The organism is Brachybacterium massiliense (genome assembly GCF_900184245.1).
Lineage (GTDB): Bacteria > Actinomycetota > Actinomycetes > Actinomycetales > Dermabacteraceae > Brachybacterium > Brachybacterium massiliense.
In genome coordinates, this window is record NZ_FXXB01000006.1 from 443,554 (window position 1) to 463,717 (window position 20,164).

General features: G+C 67.3%; 11 protein-coding genes and 3 rRNA genes. 13 read left to right on the forward strand and 1 reads right to left on the reverse strand.

Annotated elements, in window-relative coordinates:
* Nucleotide 1: 1 nt before the first annotated feature.
* Nucleotides 2-2,605 carry a phenylalanine--tRNA ligase subunit beta gene (gene pheT / locus BN4251_RS06600; RefSeq protein WP_087484312.1) on the forward strand — a complete coding sequence of 868 codons (2,604 nt, stop codon included), beginning with the start codon at nt 2-4 and terminating at the stop codon, nt 2,603-2,605.
* Nucleotides 2,606-2,750: 145 nt separating this feature from the next.
* Here the strand turns inward: pheT and BN4251_RS06605 are convergent, their stop codons facing one another.
* On the reverse strand, nt 2,751-3,506 hold the full coding sequence (locus BN4251_RS06605; protein ID WP_087484313.1) for a DUF981 domain-containing protein: 756 nt from the start codon (nt 3,504-3,506) through the stop codon (nt 2,751-2,753).
* A 174-nt stretch (nt 3,507-3,680) separates the two neighbouring features.
* Between BN4251_RS06605 and argC the strand changes: the two genes are divergently transcribed.
* The 12 genes from argC to rrf all read left to right on the forward strand — a co-directional run bounded on the left by argC (nt 3,681) and on the right by rrf (nt 20,129).
* A complete protein-coding gene (argC, locus tag BN4251_RS06610; protein ID WP_087484314.1) occupies nt 3,681-4,787 on the forward strand; it encodes an N-acetyl-gamma-glutamyl-phosphate reductase in 1,107 nt (368 codons plus the stop codon).
* 50 nt (nt 4,788-4,837) lie between these two features.
* On the forward strand, nt 4,838-6,007 hold the full coding sequence (gene argJ / locus BN4251_RS06615; protein WP_087484315.1) for a bifunctional glutamate N-acetyltransferase/amino-acid acetyltransferase ArgJ: 1,170 nt from the start codon (nt 4,838-4,840) through the stop codon (nt 6,005-6,007).
* Nucleotides 6,004-6,993, forward strand: coding sequence for an acetylglutamate kinase (gene argB, locus BN4251_RS06620; protein ID WP_087484316.1), 990 nt, complete (start codon nt 6,004-6,006; stop codon nt 6,991-6,993). The genes argJ and argB overlap by 4 nt, the downstream gene beginning before the upstream one ends.
* Nucleotides 6,986-8,200: an acetylornithine transaminase gene (locus BN4251_RS06625; RefSeq protein WP_087484317.1), complete on the forward strand. Its 1,215-nt coding sequence runs from the start codon at nt 6,986-6,988 to the stop codon at nt 8,198-8,200. The genes argB and BN4251_RS06625 overlap by 8 nt, the downstream gene beginning before the upstream one ends.
* Nucleotide 8,201: 1 nt before the next feature.
* Nucleotides 8,202-9,185 carry an ornithine carbamoyltransferase gene (gene argF / locus BN4251_RS06630; RefSeq protein ID WP_087484318.1) on the forward strand — a complete coding sequence of 328 codons (984 nt, stop codon included), beginning with the start codon at nt 8,202-8,204 and terminating at the stop codon, nt 9,183-9,185.
* Nucleotides 9,182-9,745, forward strand: coding sequence for an arginine repressor (locus BN4251_RS06635; protein ID WP_087484319.1), 564 nt, complete (start codon nt 9,182-9,184; stop codon nt 9,743-9,745). Before argF ends, BN4251_RS06635 begins: the two co-directional genes overlap by 4 nt.
* 80 nt (nt 9,746-9,825) lie before the next feature.
* Nucleotides 9,826-11,061: an argininosuccinate synthase gene (locus BN4251_RS06640; RefSeq protein ID WP_087484320.1), complete on the forward strand. Its 1,236-nt coding sequence runs from the start codon at nt 9,826-9,828 to the stop codon at nt 11,059-11,061.
* Nucleotides 11,058-12,512, forward strand: coding sequence for an argininosuccinate lyase (gene argH, locus BN4251_RS06645; RefSeq protein ID WP_087484321.1), 1,455 nt, complete (start codon nt 11,058-11,060; stop codon nt 12,510-12,512). The genes BN4251_RS06640 and argH overlap by 4 nt, the downstream gene beginning before the upstream one ends.
* A gap of 241 nt (nt 12,513-12,753) precedes the next feature.
* On the forward strand, nt 12,754-14,022 hold the full coding sequence (gene tyrS, locus BN4251_RS06650) for a tyrosine--tRNA ligase (protein ID WP_087484322.1): 1,269 nt from the start codon (nt 12,754-12,756) through the stop codon (nt 14,020-14,022).
* A gap of 910 nt (nt 14,023-14,932) precedes the next feature.
* Nucleotides 14,933-16,452 (forward strand): 16S ribosomal RNA (locus BN4251_RS06655).
* 369 nt (nt 16,453-16,821) lie between these two features.
* Nucleotides 16,822-19,889: ribosomal RNA gene (locus BN4251_RS06660) — 23S ribosomal RNA — on the forward strand.
* Between the two features lie 123 nt (nt 19,890-20,012).
* A 5S ribosomal RNA gene (gene rrf, locus BN4251_RS06665) occupies nt 20,013-20,129 on the forward strand.
* The 16S, 23S and 5S rRNA genes sit together here, the layout of an rRNA operon.
* Nucleotides 20,130-20,164 lie beyond the last annotated feature (35 nt).

Here is a 20,164-nt window from a genome sequence, read left to right on the forward strand (position 1 = left end):
GATGCCCCGCATTCCCCTGACCTGGCTCGCCGAGCACACCGAGCTGCCCGCTGACGTCTCCGCCCTGCAGGTCGCCACGGATCTCTCCCGCATCGGGCTCGAGGAGGAGACGATCTTCGGCGCCCAGGTGACCGGACCCCTGGTCATCGGCCGCGTGCTGGATCTCGTCAAGGAGCCCCAGAAGAACGGCAAGACCATCAACTGGGTGCGCGTGGACGTCGGCCCCGAGCACAACCAGGACGCCGACGACCCCAAGGATCCCCAGCCCGGTGAGGAGCGCCCCTCCCGCGGCATCATCTGCGGCGCCCACAACTTCGTCGAAGGTGACCTGGTGGTCGTCTCCCTGCCCGGCACCGTGCTGCCCGGCGACTTCGCGATCGCCGCCCGCAGGACCTACGGCCACACCTCCGACGGCATGATCTGCTCCGGCGACGAGCTGGGCCTGGGCGAGGACCCCTCGGGCGAGGACGGCATCATCGTGCTTGGCCGCGGCCACGCCGAGGGCCTGACCGGCGAGCCCGGGGACGATGCGATCGCCCTGCTGGGCCTCGCCGACGAGGTCGTCGAGATCAACGTGACCCCGGACCGCGGCTACTGCTTCTCGATGCGCGGCGTGGCCCGGGAGTACTCCCACGCCACCGGCGCCGCCTACACCGACCCGGTCACCGAGGTCGAGATCCCGCAGGCAGGCGCCGGCGGTACCGCCGTGCAGCTGCGCGACCAGGCACCGCTGCGCGGCACGGACGGCTGTTCGCGCTTCGTCACCCTCGAGGTGAACGGTGTGGACCCCTCGGCGCAGACCCCGCGCTGGATGGCCCGCCGCCTCACCCTGGCCGGTATGCGCCCGATCTCCCTGATCGTGGACGTCACCAACTACGTGATGCTGGACCTCGGCCAGCCGCTGCACGCCTACGACGCGGACAAGGTGGTGGCCCCGATCGTGGTGCGCCGCGCCCGCGCCGGCGAGAAGCTCACCACGCTCGACGACGTCACCCGCACCCTCGACCCCGAGGACCTGCTGATCACCGACAGCGACGGCGGCGAGGGCGCCCGCATCCTCGGCCTCGCCGGGGTGATGGGCGGAGAGTCCACCGAGGTCTCCGCCGCCACCACGAACATCGTGCTCGAGGCGGCGACCTTCGACCCGATCTCGGTGGCCCGCACCGCGCGCCGCCACCGCCTTCCCTCCGAGGCCTCCAAGCGCTTCGAGCGCGGGGTGGACCCGCAGCTCCCGCTCGCGGCCGCCTACCGCGCGGCCCAGCTGATCGTCGAGCACGGCGGCGGCGAGATCGCCGCGGCAGTCACCGACGAGGGCGCCCTTCCGGCCTCGGCCGCGGCGATCTCGCTGCCCGTCGGCGACGCCGAGCGGGTGGTCGGCATCGCCTACACCGCCGAGCAGGTGCGCGGAAGTCTCCAGCAGATCGGCTGCCAGGTGCAGGACGGTCCCGAGGGCACGCTCCAGGTCACCCCGCCCACCTGGCGCCCGGACCTCGCCATCCGTGAGGACCTGATCGAGGAGATCGCCCGCCTGGTCGGCTACGAGACGATCCCCTCGATCCTGCCCACCGCTCCCGGCGGCCGCGGTCTCACCCGCGCCCAGCGCGCCCGCCGCGCCGCGAACCGCGCTCTCGCCGAGGCGGGCCTGGTCGAGGTCACCTCCTACCCGTTCGTGGGCGAGGGCATCTTCGATGCGCTCCGCTACGAGGCGGGCGATCCCCGTCGCGCCGCGGTGCGGCTGCTGAACCCGCTGGCCGACGTCGAGCCGCTGATGCGCAGCTCGCTGCTGCAGACTCTGCTGCCCGTCGCCCGCCGGAACCTGGGCCGCGGCGAGGAGTCGGTGGCGATCTTCCAGCTCGGCACCACCTCGCTGGCGAGCACCGAGGGCGCCCGCGCCCCGGTGCCCGCTGCGGCGCAGCGTCCCTCGGACGCCGAGCTCGAGGAGATCCTCGCCGCGCTGCCGCGCCAGTTCCGCAGCCTCGCCGCCGTGGTGGGCGGCGCTTCGGGCCCGGACTCCTGGCAGGGCGAGATCGCGCCCTGGGGCTGGGCCGACGCCTTCGAGCTCGCCCGCCGCGCGGCGGCATCCGTCGGCGCGCAGATCGAGGTGCGCCAGATCGAGCACGCCCCCTTCCATCCGGGCCGCGCCGGTGAGCTGCGCGTGCTCACGGCCGACGGGGAGAGCACCGTGATCGGTCATGCCGGTGAGCTGCACCCCGCCGTGGTCAAGGAGTTCGACCTGCCGGCGCGCACCAGCGCCTTCGAGCTCGACCTCGAGGCGCTGATCGCCGCGGCCCCGGCCGTGGTACCCGCCGCCCCGGTGCCGACCTACCCGGTCGCCAAGGAGGACTTCGCCTTCGTGGTCGACCAGGACGTCCCCGCCTCCGCCGTCGAGGCGGCGATCGTGGTGGGCATCGGCGACCTCGCCGAGAGCGTTCACCTCTTCGACGTCTTCACCGGCGCGCAGATCGGCGAGGGGAAGAAGTCCCTCGCCTTCGCGGTGCGACTGCGCTCGGTCGAGGGCACCCTGACCGCGGAGCAGATCGGGCAGGCGCGCAGCCGCTGCATCGCCGCCGTCGCTTCGGCCGTCGGAGGCGTGCTGAGGGCATGAGCGACGGACCGTCCTGCGCGAGATCCTCGTCCTGAGGACTTCACGCGGGTGAGCCGGTGATCGGGAGCGCGAGAGGGGTGCAGCGAACGGCTGCACCCCTCTCGCGCTCCCACGCCGCCCTCATCGCGGACAGGGGCCTACGGCGTCACATCGTGTTCACGATCAGACCGATGTGGGTGTAGAAGTTCATCGCGCCGAACAGGACGAAGACGATCCCGGTCACCAGCCAGAGCACGCCGACGACCTTGGCGAGGGTCGGGACCCGGATCGACGGGTCCTCCCCGGCGCTCGAGGGGAGGCTCGCGAAGGAGCGGATCGACAGGGGAGCGAGGACCGCGCCGATGCCGACCAGCCCGAACAGCAGGGACATGAAGATCGCCTCGACGATGGGCCACTCGGCGAATGCCCCGGAGATCGGCTCTTGGGGCGGCGCGGCGAACAGCTGGTACACGATGCCGGCGAACATGATTGCCAGCAGCGCCAGCCCGAGACCCGCGATGAAGATGCTGAGCGGGCGCGCGGCCCGAGCCACCTCGGACACCGGCCTCGGTGACTCGAGGATCCGGTCGCCGCGCTTCCACAGGAAGAGGGCCAGGGCGAGCATCAGCACGCCGAAGCCGAGGCTCGTCTCTCCGAAGATGACGTTGTCGAAGGCGAAGCCGCCGGCAGCCAGCGGCCAGGTGAGGCTCATGTGCAGGCCGGTCAGCGTGAGGATCGAGCCGAGCGCGCCGAATGTCATCGCCCAGCCGTCGGTGCTGACGGGGTCCTCCCTGCGATGGCGCAGTAGATCCCGCGCGAAGAGGACCAGTGCGACCAGGCCGGCGCCGGCGGCGAGCGACATGATCGTGTTGTACGTCGGCATCGTCGTCCAGTCGATCATCCCGGGCGACGGTTCCCCCATGAAAAAGTCCTTCACAGCTACCTCCTGCAGGGCTTTCACAGCCCCGAATAGATGAGTTTTCAACCGTAGCATTCGCGGCCTTCCCTCAGGGCGGCGCTGCCGGGGCGCGGGTGACGGGACATCCCGTGGCGATTGGACTGGCTGTTCATACAGGGCGCTGTATATACTTCCGTCATGTCCTCTTCACGCGATCTCGGTGTCCCTGCGTCGCAGTCCTCGGCGCCTCGCCCCCGCCTCGCCGTCGTCGGCGCCTCGGGCTACGCCGGCGGGGAGACCCTGCGCCTGCTCGCGGGCCATCCGGGGGTCGAGGTCACCACCGTCGCCGCCCATTCGAGCGCCGGGAAGCACCTCAGCGAGGTCGCTCCCCACATCGACCTCGGGCGTGATCCGGTGCTCGAGGAGACGGGCGTGGAGACACTGCGCGGGCACGACGTGGTGGTCCTGGCCCTGCCCCACGGGCAGTCCGGGCAGATCGCCGCCGCCCTGCGCGCCGAGGACCCGGACGTGCTGGTGCTGGACCTCGGGGCGGACCACCGCCTCGAGAGCGCCGAGGACTGGCGGGACTACTACGGCAGCGAGCACTCCGGCACCTGGACCTACGGCATGCCCGAGCTCCCGCTGGCCGATGGCACCCGCCAGCGCGACCTGCTCGTCGGTGCTCGCGAGATCGCGGTGCCCGGCTGCAACGCCACCGCCGTCACCCTCGCCCTCGCGCCCCTCGTGCGCGCCGGGCTGGTGGATGCCGCGCAGCTCAGCGCCGTGCTGCCTGTGGGCTACTCCGGGGCGGGGCGCGCCGCCAAGCAGCACCTGATGTTCTCCGAGGCCTCCGGGACCGCAGCCCCCTACGCCGTCGGCGGCACTCACCGCCACGTCCCTGAGGTGCTGCAGAACCTGCGCCGCGCCACCGGGCAGGACGGCCAGAAGCTCGGCTTCACTCCCGTGCTGGTGCCGATGAGCCGCGGCATCCTCGCCGTGTGCACCGCCCCCGTGGCCGAGGGCACCACCACCGCCGGTCTGCTGGACGCCCTGCAGGCGGACTACGCGGACGAGCACTTCGTCACCGTGCTGCCCGAGGGCCGCTTCCCCGCGACCGGCGAGGTGACCGGCGCGAACACCCTGCGCATCGGCGCCGCGGTCGATCACCGCAGCGGCCAGGCCACCGTCATCTCCGCCCTCGACAACCTCGTCAAGGGCACCGCCGGGGCGGCGCTCCAGTCGATGAACCTCGCCCTCGGCCTCCCCGAGACCACGGGCCTGACCCGCACCGCTCTGGCCCCCTGACCTCGTCCCGCACCGCCGAGACCCACCTCCCAGCCCTTCCAGGAGCACCCGTGTCCCTCACCCGTCCGAGCGGATTCCGCGCCGTCGGCCTCGCCGCCGGCATCAAGACCACCGGCGCGCACGACCTCGCCGTCATCGTCAACGACGGCCCCCGCGACACCGCCGCCGCCGTGTTCACCGCCAACCGGGTCCAGGCCGCCCCCGTTCTCTGGTCGCGCCAGGCCGTCGCCGACGGCCGCGCCCGCGCCGTCGTGCTCAACTCCGGCGGCGCCAACGCCTGCACCGGCCCCGAGGGCTTCGCTGACACCCACCGCACCGCGGAGCACCTCGCCGCCGAGCTCGAGGCGTCCGCGCAGGACGTGCTGGTCTGCTCCACCGGCCTGATCGGGGAGCGCCTCCCCATGGAGCCTCTGCTGACCGGCATCACCACCGCGATCGGCCAGCTCGCCGCAGGTGCCGAGGCCGACGCCTCGAGCGCCCGCGCGATCATGACCACCGACACCGTGCCGAAGACCGCCGAGGCCACCACCGCCTCCGGCATCACCGTCGGCGGCATCGCCAAGGGCGCGGGCATGCTCGCGCCCCAGCTCGCGACCATGCTCGTGGTGCTCACCACCGACGCGGACATCGACGCCGCCACCGCCGATGCGGCCCTGCGCGCCGCCACCCGCACCACCTTCGACCGCGTCGACTCCGACGCCTGCATGTCCACCAACGACACCGTGATCCTGCTGGCCTCCGGCGCGAGCGGCATCGCCCCCGAGCTCGAGGAGCTCACCGAAGCGGTGCGCGCCGTCAGCGCCGACCTGGCGCGCCAGCTGGTCGCCGACGCCGAGGGCGCCAGCCACGACGTCCACGTGATCGTGCGCTCGGCGACCACCGAGGAGGCCGCCCTCGCGGTGGCCCGCGAGATCGCCCGCTCCAACCTCGTCAAGGCCGCGATCTTCGGCAACGACCCCAACTGGGGCCGCATCGTCGCCGCCGCCGGGTGCGTGCCCGAGCACGTCGCACCGTTCGACGTGGCGGACCTCTCGGTCACCGTCAACGGCGTCGAGGTGTGCCGTGCGGGCGGCGCCCATCGCGACCGCTCCGAGGTGGACATGACCCCGCGCGAGACCCTCATCGAGGTGGACCTCGGCGCCGGCGACGCCACCGGAGACATCTGGACCAACGACCTCACCCACGACTACGTCGAAGAGAACAGCGCCTACTCCTCATGAGCACCTCACCCCCTTCGGGCCCCGCCGCCGCAGCGGCCGACGACGGCCCACTCGTCGGCAAGAACCCCCTCGCCCAGCTCGACGCCGCCCGCACCGAGGCGCGCGAGAAGTCCGAGGTGCTGATCGAGGCCATGCCCTGGATGCAGCGCTTCCGCGGCAAGATCGTGGTGGTCAAGTACGGCGGCAACGCCATGGTCGACGACGAGCTGCGCCGCGGCTTCGCCGCCGACATCGTCTTCATGCGCCTGGCCGGCATCCACGTGGTCGTCGTCCACGGCGGCGGCCCGCAGATCAACGCCATGCTCGAGCGCGTGGGCAAGGAGTCCACCTTCCGCGGCGGGCTGCGCGTCACCGACGCGGAGACGATGGAGATCGTGCGCATGGTGCTGGTGGGCCAGGTGGGCCGCGAGCTGGTGGGCATGATCAACCACCACGGACCCTTCGCGATCGGGATGTCCGGCGAGGACGGCCGCCTGTTCAGCGCCACCCGTCGCGGCACCGTGGTGGACGGCGAGGAGGTGGACCTCGGCCACGTGGGCGCGGTCGAGGGCGTCAGCATCGCCGGGATCAGCGACCTGCTCGAGGCCGGGCGCATCCCCGTGATCTCCTCGATCGCCCCCGAGCTGGACGCCGACGGCAACCCCACCGGCGAGGTGCTCAACATCAACGCCGACCTCGCCGCCGCGGCGCTCGCCGAAGGGCTCGACGCCGAGAAGCTCGTGATGCTCACCGATGTGGAGGGCCTCTACCGCGACTGGCCCGACCGCGCCTCGCTGATCCCCGAGATCTCCGCCTCGGAGCTGCGCCAGATGCTGCCCGGCCTCACCGCCGGGATGATCCCGAAGGCCGAGGCGCTGCTGGGTGCCGTGGACGCCGGAGTGCGCACGGCGGCGATGATCGATGGCCGCATCGAGCACGCGGTGCTGCTGGAGGTGTTCACCACCAAGGGCGTGGGCACGATGGTGAGGAGGGACGACTATGTCTGATCAGGATCGCAGCCACGAGCTCGCCGACCGCTACGGCCGGGCGCTGCTGCCCGTGTTCGGCACCCCGCAGCGGGTGCTCGCCCGCGGCGAGGGCGTGCACGTGTGGGACACCGACGGGAAGCAGTACCTCGACCTGCTCGCCGGGATCGCGGTGAACTCCCTCGGCCACGCCCACCCCGCCCTGCTCTCGGCGATCTCCAAGCAGGCCGAGACCCTCGGGCACGTCTCGAACTTCTTCGCCTCCGCCCCGCAGATCGAGCTCGCCGAGAAGCTGCTCGAGCTCGCCGACGCCCCGGCCGGCTCCGGGGTGTTCTTCGCGAACTCCGGCACCGAGGCCAACGAAGCGGCGTTCAAGATCGCGCGCCGCACCGGGCGCCCCCGCATCCTCGCGCTGCAGGACTCCTTCCACGGCCGCACCATGGGCGCCCTCGCCCTCACCTCGAAGGAGGCCTATCGCGCCCCCTTCGAGCCGCTGGCCGGAGGTGTCGAGTTCCTCGAGGTCGGTGACGAGCAGGCCCTCGCGAACGCCCTCGCGCCCGGGGACGTGGCCGCCGTGTTCGCCGAGCCCATCCAGGGCGAGGCCGGGGTGCGCGCCCTGGACCCCGACTACCTGCGGGCGCTGCGCCGCCTCACCCGCGAGCACGGCACCCTGCTGATCCTCGACGAGGTCCAGACCGGCATCGGCCGCACCGGGCACTGGTTCGCCCACCAGGCGATCGAGGGGCTCCAGCCCGACGTGATGACCCTTGCCAAGGGACTGGGCGGCGGCTTCCCGATCGGCGCCGTGATCAGCTTCGGGCAGCACACCCATGATCTGCTGCAGCCCGGCCAGCACGGCACCACCTTCGGCGGCAACCCGATCGCCGCGGCCGCCGGTCTCGCCGTGATCGGCACGATCCTCGAGGAGGGTCTGCTCACGCACGTCCGCGACGTGGGCGAGGAGCTCACCCGCGAGCTGCTGGGCCTCGCGCACCCCCTGATCCAGGAGGTGCGCGGCGCCGGCCTGCTGCTCGGCATCGGGCTGAACGCCCCGGTCGCGCCGCAGCTCGCGGCCGCCGCCCTCGAGGCGGGCTTCATCGTCAACGCCCCGAACCCCACCACGCTGCGCCTCGCACCCCCGCTGGTGATCACCCCGGCGCAGCTGGCCACCTTCACCGCCGCCCTGCCCGCCCTGCTCGAGGCCGTCGCGCCCGAAGGAGAGAACTGAGATGCCCCGCCACTTCCTGCGCGATGACGACCTCAGCCCCGCCGAGCAGAAGGAGGTCCTCTCCCTCGCGCTCGCGCTCGGCGAGGACCGCTTCGCCAAGCGCCCCCTCGAGGGCCCCCGCACGGTCGCGATCATGTTCGACAAGTCCTCCACCCGCACCCGCGTCTCCTTCGCGACCGGCGTCGCCGAGCTCGGCGGCAGCCCCCTCGTGCTCGAGGCGGCCTCGAGCCAGCTGGGCCGCGGCGAGTCCATCGCGGACACCACGCGAGTGCTCACCCGCATGGTCTCCGCGATCGTGTGGCGCACCTTCGGGCAGGAGCGGATCCAGGAGATGGCCGCGCACTCGAGCGTGCCCGTGGTCAACGCCCTGACCGACGAGTTCCACCCCTGCCAGATCCTCGCCGACCTGCAGACCATCGCCCAGCACACCGGGGGCCTGGCCGAAGGGGACGCCGCGCTCGCCGGCCGCTCCCTGGCCTACCTCGGCGACGGCGCCAACAACATGGCCCACTCCTACCTCCTCGGCGGCGTCACCGCCGGGATGGACGTGCGCATCGCTTCGCCCGCCTCCCACCGGCCGGATCCGCAGATCGTGGCCGACGCCCGCGCGATCGCCGAGCGCACCGGCGGCTCGGTCACCCTCACCGATGACCCGCGCGCAGCCGCTACCGGCGCGACCGCCGTCATCACCGACACCTGGGTCTCGATGGGTCAGGAGGGCGAGGGAGGCCGCGGCGAGGAGACCTTCGCCCCCTTCCAGGTCACCGAGGAGCTGATGGAGCTCTCCGGCGGGATCTTCCTGCACTGCCTGCCCGCCTACCGCGGCAAGGAGGTCACCTCCGAGGTGATCGACGGTCCCGCCTCCGTGGTCTGGGACGAGGCGGAGAACCGCCTCCACGCCCAGAAGGCGCTGCTGACCTGGCTGCTCGAGCACCCGGATCAGGCCACCGCCGAGCAGGCGCGCCCGGTGGGGGAGCGACGATGAACGAGTCCCGCCGCGCGCTCGCCCAGACCAAGACCTCCCGCCAGCAGCGCATCGTCCAGCTCCTCACCCGCCAGGAGGTCTCCTCCCAGTCGCAGCTCGCGCAGCTGCTGACCGCCGAGGGCATCGAGGTCACCCAGGCCACCCTCTCCCGGGACCTGGTGGAGCTGCAGGCGGAGAAGATCCGCGGCTCCGCGGGCAGCCTCGTCTACCGCCTGCCCCCGGAGGGCGGGTCCCCGCGCCCCGCGGGCCCCTCGGCCGAGAACGAGCTCCTCGAGGCGCGCCTGCCGCGCCTGGCGGAGGGGCTGCTGGTCTCCGCCGAGGCGAGCGGCAACCTCGTGGTGGTGCGCACACCGCCCGGAGGTGCGCAGTATCTCGCCTCGGCCATGGACCGCTCCGTGATGCCGGACGTCCTCGGTACGATCGCTGGCGACGACACCGTGCTGCTGGTGGCCCGGGACCCCGCCGGCGGGGATCGACTGGCCGAGCGCCTGCTCGATCTCGCCGAGGGCCGGCGCGACTTGGCCGACCCGACCCTTCCCGACGCACCCCGCAGCGCCTGACCCTGACCGCACGACCTCCGGGCACCGGCCCCGCCGAACCCGACACACCACCCCGTGACCCACGACTAGGAGCATCACCCGTGACCGAAAAGATCGTCCTCGCCTACTCCGGCGGCCTCGACACCTCCGTCGCCATCGGCTGGATCCACGACGCCACCGGCGCCGACGTCATCGCCTGCGCGGTGGACGTGGGCCAGGGTGGTGAGGACCTCGAGGTCATCCGCCAGCGCGCCCTGGACTGCGGCGCCGTGGAGGCCTACGTGGCCGATGCCCGCGACGAGTTCGCGAACGAGTACTGCATGCCCGCGCTCAAGGCGAACTCCCTGTACATGGACGCCTACCCGAACGTCTCGGCGATCTCCCGCCCGGTGATCACCAAGCACCTGGTCAAGGCCGCCAAGCGCTACGGCGCCTCGACTGTCGCCCACGGCTGCACCGGCAAGGGCAACGACCAGGTGCGCTTCGAGGTCTCGATCACCTCGCTCGCCCCCGAGCTCAAGTGCATCGCCCCGGTGCGCGACCTCGCGCTGACCCGCGACAAGGCGATCGAGTACGCCGAGCGCAAGGGCCTGCCCATCGAGACCACCAAGCACAACCCCTTCTCGATCGACCAGAACGTCTGGGGCCGCGCCATCGAGACCGGCTTCCTCGAGGACATCTGGAACGAGCCCACCAAGGACGTCTTCAGCTACACCGACGACCCCGCCTTCCCGCCGGTCGCCGACGAGGTCGTCATCAGCTTCGAGCGCGGCATCCCCGTCGCGATCGACGGCCGTGCGGTCACCCCGCTCCAGGCCATCCAGGAGCTCAACACCCGCGCCGGCGCCCAGGGCATCGGCCGCATCGACATCGTCGAGGACCGCCTGGTGGGCATCAAGTCCCGCGAGGTCTACGAGGCCCCCGGCGCGATGACCCTGATCACCGCCCACCAGGAGCTCGAGCGCGTCACCCTCGAGCGCGAGCAGGCCCGCTTCAAGCGCACCGTGGGCGACCGCTGGACCGAGATGGTCTACGACGGCCAGTGGTTCTCCCCGCTGAAGAAGTCCCTGGACGCCTTCATCGAGGACACCCAGCGCTACGTCAGCGGCGACATCCGCATGACCCTGCACGGCGGCCGCGCCACCGTGACCGGTCGCCGCACCGAGACCGGTCTGTACGACTTCAACCTCGCCACCTACGACGAGGGCGACACCTTCGACCAGGGCAGCGCCCGCGGCTTCATCGACATCTACGGCCTGGCCGCCAAGCAGGCCGCGGCCCGCGACGTCGCCTTCGGCAACGGTGAGGACCTGGGTGCCGCCGAGGGGCAGGCATGAGCCAGGACCCGGCCGCGCAGAGCGGGGATCCGTCGGCCGCGAAGGAGAAGGCCTCGCTGTGGGGCGGACGCTTCGGCTCCGGTCCGGCGTCCGCGCTGGCAGCGCTGTCCGTGTCCACGCACTTCGACTGGCGCCTGGCCCAGTACGACCTGCGCGGCTCCAAGGCGCACGCGAACGTGCTGCACGCGGCCGGTCTGCTCACCGATGAGGAGCTCATCGGCATGCAGGAGGCGCTCGATCGTCTTGCGGCCGACGTCGCCTCCGGCGAGTTCACCGCCGCGCCCGACGACGAGGACGTGCACACCGCCCTCGAGCGCGGCCTGATCGAGCGCGCCGGCCCCGACCTCGGCGGGAAGCTGCGCGCGGGTCGCTCCCGCAACGACCAGATCGCCACCCTGATCCGCCTGTTCCTCCGCGATCAGTCGCGGGCGATCGGCGATCAGGTGCTCGACCTGGTGGACGTGCTCGTGGCTCGAGCCCGCGAGGTGCACGGCGCGCCCATGCCCGGACGCACCCACCTCCAGCACGCCCAGCCGCTGCTGCTGAGCCATCACCTGCTGGCCCATGCCTGGCCGCTGCTGCGGGACGTGGAGCGCCTGCGGGATCTCGACGTCCGCGCCGACAGCTCGCCCTACGGCTCCGGCGCCCTGGCCGGTTCGAGCCTCGGCCTGGACCCGCAGGCCGTCGCCCGCGAGCTCGGCTTCACCGACTCGGTGTGGAACTCGATCGACGGGACCGCCTCGCGCGATCTCACCGCCGAGTTCTCCTTCGTGCTCGCGATGATCGGCATCGACCTGTCGCGCCTGGCCGAGGAGATCATCCTGTGGAACACCAAGGAGTTCTCTTTCATCACGCTGGACGACTCCTACTCCACCGGCTCCTCGATCATGCCGCAGAAGAAGAACCCGGACATCGCCGAGCTCGCTCGCGGCAAGGCCGGGCGGATCGTCGGTGACCTGGTGGGTCTGCTGGCCACGCTCAAGGCCCTCCCGCTCGCGTACAACCGCGACCTGCAGGAGGACAAGGAGCCGGTGTTCGACCAGGTCGACTCCCTGGATCTGGTGCTGCCGGCGTTCACCGGGATGATGGCGACGCTGGTCTTCCACACCGACCGGATGGCGGAGCTCGCCCCGCAGGGCTTCTCCCTCGCCACCGACATCGCCGATCACCTGGTTCGCCGCGGCGTGCCCTTCCGCAGCGCCCACGAGATCTCGGGAGCCTGCGTGAAGGTCGCCGAGTCCCAGGACAAGGAGCTGTGGGACCTCACGGACGAGGAGCTCGCCTCGATCTCCGAGCACCTGGACGGCTCGGTCCGCTCGGTGCTCTCGGTCGAGGGCTCGATCGCCTCGCGCGACGCCAAGGGCGGGACAGCCCCGTCCCGGGTCGCCGAGCAGGAGGACGCCGCCTCCGCCACGATCGCCGCGCTGCGCGAGTTCACGCGCGACCGCTGAGCGATCCTGTGCGCCGTGCACGCCCCGTTCCCCGGATCCCGCGGGACGGGGCGTGCGCGTCCCACCCGTCACGCCGAGATGCCGTGCCGTGCACGGATCTGTGACAATGGCGCTCGGACTCCTCGCGCAGGAGTCCGCTCGGCACTGAGGGGGAGGGCCTCCCCGCCACTGCCGGGGCCCCATCCCGGTCCGTCGCGACCGGACCATCGGCACCCTGTGCCCCTCCGAGAGGAAACGATCGATGCATTCCGTCCTGGACGAGCTCGCCTGGCGAGGACTCGTCGTGCAGACCACCGGGCGCGAGGCGCTCGGCAGCGCTCTGGCGGACGGACCGATCAGCCTGTATTGCGGCTTCGACCCGACGGCGGCCTCGCTGCACGTCGGCCACCTGACGCAGGTGCTCACCATGCGCCGGCTGCAGCTGGCCGGCCATCACCCGTACGCGCTCGTCGGCGGGGCCACCGGCCTGATCGGTGACCCGAGGATGTCGGGCGAGCGGGTGCTCAACGACGCCGAGATCGTGCAGACCTGGGTGGAGAGCCTGCGCGGACAGATCTCCCGCTTCCTCGATCTCGAGGGCGACTACGCCGTGAGGTTGGTGAACAACCTCGACTGGATCGGGCAGATGAGCGCCCTGGACTTCCTGCGGGACATGGGCAAGCACTTCCGCATGGGCACCATGCTCGCCAAGGACACTGTCGCCCGGCGTCTGCAGAGCGACGAGGGCATCAGCTACACCGAGTTCAGCTACCAGGTGCTCCAGGGCATCGACTACCTCGAGCTGCACCGCCGTCACGGCGTCTCCCTCCAGTACGGGGGCAACGACCAGTGGGGGAACCTGCTCGCGGGCGTGGATCTCATCCACAAGGTCGAGGGCCACGACGTCCACGCCCTGACCACACCCCTGGTCACGAAGGCGGACGGCACCAAGTTCGGCAAGAGCGAGGGCGGAGCGGTCTGGCTGGATGCGGAGCTCACCAGCCCGTACGCCTTCCACCAGTTCTGGCTCAACGCGGCCGACGCGGACGTCGTGAACTACCTGAAGTACTTCACCTTCCGCACCCAGGAGGAGATCGCCGAGCTCGAGCACGCGACCGAGGTCGCCTCGCACGAGCGGGCGGCGCAGAAGCTGCTGGCCGACGAGATCACCACGATGGTCCACGGCGCGCAGGCCACCGCCCAGGCGAAGTCCGCAGCGGCCGTGCTCTTCGGCCGAGGGGATGTGCGTGAGCTCGACGAGCCCACGATCCAAGCGATCGCCCGCGAGCTGCCGGGCGCGGAGATCTCCACCGGCACGGCACTGGTCGATGCGTTCGTCGAGGCCGGTATCGCCGCCTCGAAGGGTGCGGCCCGCCGTGACGCGAGCAGCGGTGGGCTCTCGGTCAACGGCGAGAAGGTCAGCGCCGAGGATCTCGCCCGCGAGGCCGGCGACTTCGCTCCGCTGCCGGGCAGACATCTGCTCCTGCGCCGCGGACGCAAGAACGTCGCGATGGTCCGCCTCCACGGCTGATCGGTCCCACACCCTGAGCTCGAGCCCCGTGCACTGCCCCTCGGCAGGGTACGGGGCTCGAGTCGTTCTCACGCGTCGGCCGGGACGGTGGCGTGCGGAGGAGGGACGTGCGGGGGAGAGGGCGCGGGAGTGGAGCGCGTGCCCGCGCGGACGGCGTGACTGCGGGCGACGTCGTGCACGCTCGGGCAAGGCGTACCCGGGGGAGAAGCCGTCTCTGAAGTGGAAGACGTATCTGAAGAGAACGACGCGCCCGCGAGTACGCGACGCGAGCAGAAAGTGTCAAGCCGACGAGAAGCCTCGGTGATGCCCCTCTCAAGCGTGGGTCACATCCGGATGAACGAGCGCTTTCCCGGCCGCCCAATAGTGGGGTTGACCTGGAGTTTTACCCGGATTCCGAGATGAACGGGAGTCGAACTTCCGGGTTTGACGGCGCTCCGGGAGACCCGTAATGTTCTTTCTTGTCAGCAGCGAGGACGCAGACACGAAGGACCGAGAGCCTCCCAGCGGGAGTCACCGGAACGGAGTGGAAGCGACGTCGCAGCGGACTGCTGGACCGGGAGACCGGCTCGGCAGCCGTGAGTGCTGGTCGAGGAAGGATCGCGAGTCGATCCGGACGAGACCGGGACCACACGGAGCGGAGTTGTGAAGGGCCGCGAAGAACTGCTAGAGTAGTGACTCGCGCCGGAACGACGAAGCGAACTTCGGTCGGACGGGAATCCCGCCGGCGCCTCCGAGCCTCTGACTCGAACCGCAGCAACGGGGAGATGACGATGTGCGCGTGTTGCTTGATATCTCAATAGCGTGTCTGTTTGTTGATGCCATTATTTTGAATGGCAATTTTTAACGGATGATACAGCAGTTATATGCTGGTTGTTTGTTTCTATTGTCAGGATACTGTTTTTCATGTTTTTTCATGGAGAGTTTGATCCTGGCTCAGGACGAACGCTGGCGGCGTGCTTAACACATGCAAGTCGAACGATGACGACCGTGCTTGCACGGTCTGATTAGTGGCGAACGGGTGAGTAACACGTGAGTAACCTGCCCTCCACTTCGGGATAACCTCGGGAAATCGTGGCTAATACCGGATATGAATCCTTGTCGCATGGCGGGGGTTGGAAAGATTTATCGGTGGGGGATGGACTCGCGGCCTATCAGTTTGTTGGTGAGGTAATGGCTCACCAAGACGATGACGGGTAGCCGGCCTGAGAGGGCGACCGGCCACACTGGGACTGAGACACGGCCCAGACTCCTACGGGAGGCAGCAGTGGGGAATATTGCACAATGGGCGAAAGCCTGATGCAGCGACGCCGCGTGAGGGATGACGGCCTTCGGGTTGTAAACCTCTTTCAGTAGGGAAGAAGCGAGAGTGACGGTACCTGCAGAAGAAGCGCCGGCTAACTACGTGCCAGCAGCCGCGGTAATACGTAGGGCGCAAGCGTTGTCCGGAATTATTGGGCGTAAAGAGCTTGTAGGTGGCTTGTCGCGTCTGCCGTGAAAACCCGAGGCTCAACCTCGGGCGTGCGGTGGGTACGGGCAGGCTAGAGTGTGGTAGGGGAGACTGGAACTCCTGGTGTAGCGGTGAAATGCGCAGATATCAGGAAGAACACCGATGGCGAAGGCAGGTCTCTGGGCCATTACTGACACTGAGAAGCGAAAGCATGGGTAGCGAACAGGATTAGATACCCTGGTAGTCCATGCCGTAAACGTTGGGCACTAGATGTGGGGGACATTCCACGTTTTCCGCGTCGTAGCTAACGCATTAAGTGCCCCGCCTGGGGAGTACGGCCGCAAGGCTAAAACTCAAAGGAATTGACGGGGGCCCGCACAAGCGGCGGAGCATGCTGATTAATTCGATGCAACGCGAAGAACCTTACCAAGGCTTGACATGCACCGGACGACTCCAGAGATGGGGTTTTCTTCGGACTGGTGCACAGGTGGTGCATGGTTGTCGTCAGCTCGTGTCGTGAGATGTTGGGTTAAGTCCCGCAACGAGCGCAACCCTTGTTCTATGTTGCCAGCACGTGATGGTGGGGACTCATAGGAGACTGCCGGGGTCAACTCGGAGGAAGGTGGGGACGACGTCAAATCATCATGCCCCTTATGTCTTGGGCTTCAAGCATGCTACAATGGTCGGTACAATGGGTTGCGAAACTGTGAGGTGGAGCGAATCCCAAAAAGCCGGCCTCAGTTCGGATTGGGGTCTGCAACTCGACCCCATGAAGTCGGAGTCGCTAGTAATCGCAGATCAGCAACGCTGCGGTGAATACGTTCCCGGGCCTTGTACACACCGCCCGTCAAGTCACGAAAGTCGGTAACACCCGAAGCCAGTGGCCCATCCTCGTGAGGGAGCTGTCGAAGGTGGGATCGGTGATTGGGACTAAGTCGTAACAAGGTAGCCGTACCGGAAGGTGCGGCTGGATCACCTCCTTTCTAAGGAGCATCACCAATTATGGTGGCCATCTGCCTGCCCGAGTGTGGTGGGGGTGGTTGCTCAAGGGTGGAACATCAACGAATGGGCACTTCGCTTGCCGGCGATGTCTTCTAGTACGACCTTTCGGGGTCTGGAACGGGAATGGCCGGTGGGTTTGAGGTGGAGACACGCTATTGGGTTGTGAGGCTGCACGCAGCCCCGACGGGCCCTTCTTTGGAAGGGCGTTGTGGGGGTGTGTGGCTGGTCCTCCCTGATGCTGCTTGGCGCGAATGCGTAGGTGGTGTTGGTGTGGGGTTGTTTCTTGAGAACTGCATAGTGGACGCGAGCATCTTGTAAGCAATTTTTATTGACATTGTGTCTTTGTGTTGCCGTAAGTTTTAAAGGGCGCACGGTGGATGCCTTGGCAAGAGGAGCCGACGAAGGACGTGGGAGTCTGCGTTAAGCCTCGGGGAGTTGACAACCGAACTGTGATCCGAGGATGTCCGAATGGGGAAACCCACCACGAGTCATGTCGTGGTACCCGCCACTGAATGTATAGGTGGTGTGGAGGGAACGCGGGGAAGTGAAACATCTCAGTACCCGCAGGAAGAGAAAACAATAGTGATTCCGTGAGTAGTGGCGAGCGAAAGCGGATGGTGGCTAAACCTGGTCTGTGTGATACCCGGCAGGGGTTGCAGGTTGGGGGTTGTGGGACGTATCAGAACTGTCTGCCGGCAGTTCGGCGTGGACGTGCAGCGGTAGTCGAAGTCGTGGTGAGTGCGACGGCGTAGAGGGTGTGACCCCCGTAGACGAAATCGATGTGCGGCGTGATGCTGTTCCCGAGTAGCACCGGGCCCGTGAAATCCGGTGTGAATCTGCCAGGACCACCTGGTAAGCCTGAATACTACCTCTTGACCGATAGCGGACAAGTACCGTGAGGGAAAGGTGAAAAGCACCCCGGGAGGGGAGTGAAATAGTACCTGAAACCGTGTGCTTACAATCCGTCGGAGCCTTTAGGGGTGACGGCGTGCCTTTTGAAGAATGAGCCTGCGAGTTAGTGGTCGGTGGCGAGGTTAACCCGTGTGGGGTAGCCGTAGCGAAAGCGAGTCTGAACGGGGCGTTCAGTCGCCGGCTCTAGACCCGAAGCGAAGTGATCTATCCATGGGCAGTGTGAAGCGCGGGTAAGACCGCGTGGAGGCGCGAACCCACTTCAGTTGAAAATGGAGGGGATGACCTGTGGATAGGGGTGAAAGGCCAATCAAACTTCGTGATAGCTGGTTCTCCCCGAAATGCATTTAGGTGCAGCGTTACGTGTTTCGTGCCGGAGGTAGAGCACTGGATAGGCGATGGGCCCCACCGGGTTACTGACCTTAGCCAAACTCCGAATGCCGGTACGTGAGAGCGTAGCAGTGAGACTGTGGGGGATAAGCTTCATAGTCGAGAGGGAAACAGCCCAGAACATCAGCTAAGGCCCCTAAGCGTGTGCTAAGTGGAAAAGGATGTGGAGTTGCTGAGACAACCAGGAGGTTGGCTTAGAAGCAGCCACCCTTGAAAGAGTGCGTAATAGCTCACTGGTCAAGTGATTCTGCGCCGACAATTTAGCGGGGCTCAAGCACACCGCCGAAGCTGTGTCACTCCGGTCTTGTACTGGGGTGGGTAGGGGAGCGTCGTACAGCCAGCGAAGCTGCGGGGGAACCCAGTGGTGGAGGCTGTACGAGTGAGAATGCAGGCATGAGTAGCGAAAGACGGGTGAGAAACCCGTCCGCCGATTGATCAAGGGTTCCAGGGCCAGGTTTATCCGCCCTGGGTTAGTCGGGACCTAAGGCGAGGCCGACAGGCGTAGTCGATGGACATCGGGTTGATATTCCCGAACCGATCGTAGGAGGACCCATACCGAGGCAGTCGATGCTAACCACCCGAGCCGTCTCTTCACCCTTCGGGGTGGGGTTGGTGGTGAGGCTGGGAACCAAGGTTGTAGTAGGTCAGCGCATGGGATGACGCAGAGAGGTAGCTTCCGCGGACTTAATGGAATAGTCCGTCTAAGCGTGCAGCCCGGCCCCGGGTAATGCTGGGGCCTTGAGGGTGAGACGTGATGGGGATCCCGTATGGGCGTAGGTGAGTGATCCTGTACTGCCAAGAAAAGTTCCGGCGTGACGAATACGGTCGCCCGTACCCTAAACCGACTCAGGTGATCAGGTAGAGAATACCGAGGCGTTCGAGAGAATCGTGGTTAAGGAACTCGGCAAAATGCCCCCGTAACTTCGGGAGAAGGGGGGCCCTATCCGTGAGAGCGGTGAGGGCCGCAGAGACCAGGGAGAAGCGACTGTTTACTAAAAACACAGGTCCGTGCGAAGTCGTAAGACGCTGTATACGGACTGACGCCTGCCCGGTGCTGGAAGGTTAAGAGGACCGGTTAGAGCCCTTCGGGGTTCGAAGCTGAGAATTTAAGCCCCAGTAAACGGCGGTGGTAACTATAACCATCCTAAGGTAGCGAAATTCCTTGTCGGGTAAGTTCCGACCTGCACGAATGGCGTAACGACTTCTCCACTGTCTCAACCGCGAACTCGGCGAAATTGCATTACGAGTAAAGATGCTCGTTACGCGCAGCAGGACGGAAAGACCCCGGGACCTTTACTATAGTTTGATATTGGTGTTCGGGACGGCTTGTGTAGGATAGGTGGGAGACTGGGAAGCATTCACGCCAGTGAGTGTGGAGTCGTTGTTGAAATACCACTCTGGTCGTTCTGGATTCCTAACCTCGGTCCGTGATCCGGATCAGGGACAGTGTCTGATGGGTAGTTTAACTGGGGCGGTTGCCTCCTAAAGAGTAACGGAGGCGCTCAAAGGTTCCCTCAGCCTGGTTGGCAATCAGGTGTTGAGTGTAAGTGCACAAGGGAGCTTGACTGCGAGACTGACAAGTCGGGCAGGTGCGAAAGCAGGAACTAGTGATCCGGCACCTCATTGTGGAATGGGTGTCGCTCAACGGATAAAAGGTACCCCGGGGATAACAGGCTGATCTTGCCCAAGAGCTCATATCGACGGCATGGTTTGGCACCTCGATGTCGGCTCGTCGCATCCTGGGGCTGGAGTTGGTCCCAAGGGTTAGGCTGTTCGCCTATTAAAGCGGTACGCGAGCTGGGTTTAGAACGTCGTGAGACAGTTCGGTCCCTATCCGCTGCGCGCGTTGGATATTTGAGAAGTCCTGTCCCTAGTACGAGAGGACCGGGATGGACTGACCTCTGGTGTGCCAGTTGTTCTGCCAAGGGCATGGCTGGTTGGCTACGTCGGGAAGGGATAACCGCTGAAAGCATCTAAGCGGGAAGCCTGCTTCGAGATGAGATATCCGTGCACCTTTTGGTGTGGGAGGCCCCCAGTAGATGACTGGGTTGATAGGCCAGATGTGGAAGCGCAGTAATGTGTGGAGCTGACTGGTACTAATGGCCGATGACTTACTTCAACACTATTGTTTGCGTGTGTGTTTGCGTCCACTGTGCGGTTCTTGGGAAACAACTCCTCGGAGCTGGATCACTCGTTTGTGGGGGTGTGTCTGGTTCTGGAGTGGCTGGTTGTCTCATCGTGTTACGGCGGTCATAGCGTCGAGGAAACGCCCGGTTCCATTCCGAACCCGGAAGCTAAGCTCGATTGCGCCGATGGTACTGCACTCGGGAGGGTGTGGGAGAGTAGGTCGCCGCCGGACATCTTCACTGGGAGTGGAGGAGTGCTTGAACCCCT

Coding starts and splice junctions, on each gene's coding strand:
- argH (WP_087484321.1), top strand. CDS start 11,058: ATGAGCCAGGACCCGGCCGCGCAGAGCGGGGATCCGTCGGCCGCGAAG.
- tyrS (WP_087484322.1), top strand. CDS start 12,754: ATGCATTCCGTCCTGGACGAGCTCGCCTGGCGAGGACTCGTCGTGCAG.
- BN4251_RS06605 (WP_087484313.1), bottom strand. CDS start 3,506: ATGGGGGAACCGTCGCCCGGGATGATCGACTGGACGACGATGCCGACG.
- argF (WP_087484318.1), top strand. CDS start 8,202: ATGCCCCGCCACTTCCTGCGCGATGACGACCTCAGCCCCGCCGAGCAG.
- pheT (WP_087484312.1), top strand. CDS start 2: ATGCCCCGCATTCCCCTGACCTGGCTCGCCGAGCACACCGAGCTGCCC.
- BN4251_RS06635 (WP_087484319.1), top strand. CDS start 9,182: ATGAACGAGTCCCGCCGCGCGCTCGCCCAGACCAAGACCTCCCGCCAG.
- argB (WP_087484316.1), top strand. CDS start 6,004: ATGAGCACCTCACCCCCTTCGGGCCCCGCCGCCGCAGCGGCCGACGAC.
- argC (WP_087484314.1), top strand. CDS start 3,681: ATGTCCTCTTCACGCGATCTCGGTGTCCCTGCGTCGCAGTCCTCGGCG.
- BN4251_RS06625 (WP_087484317.1), top strand. CDS start 6,986: ATGTCTGATCAGGATCGCAGCCACGAGCTCGCCGACCGCTACGGCCGG.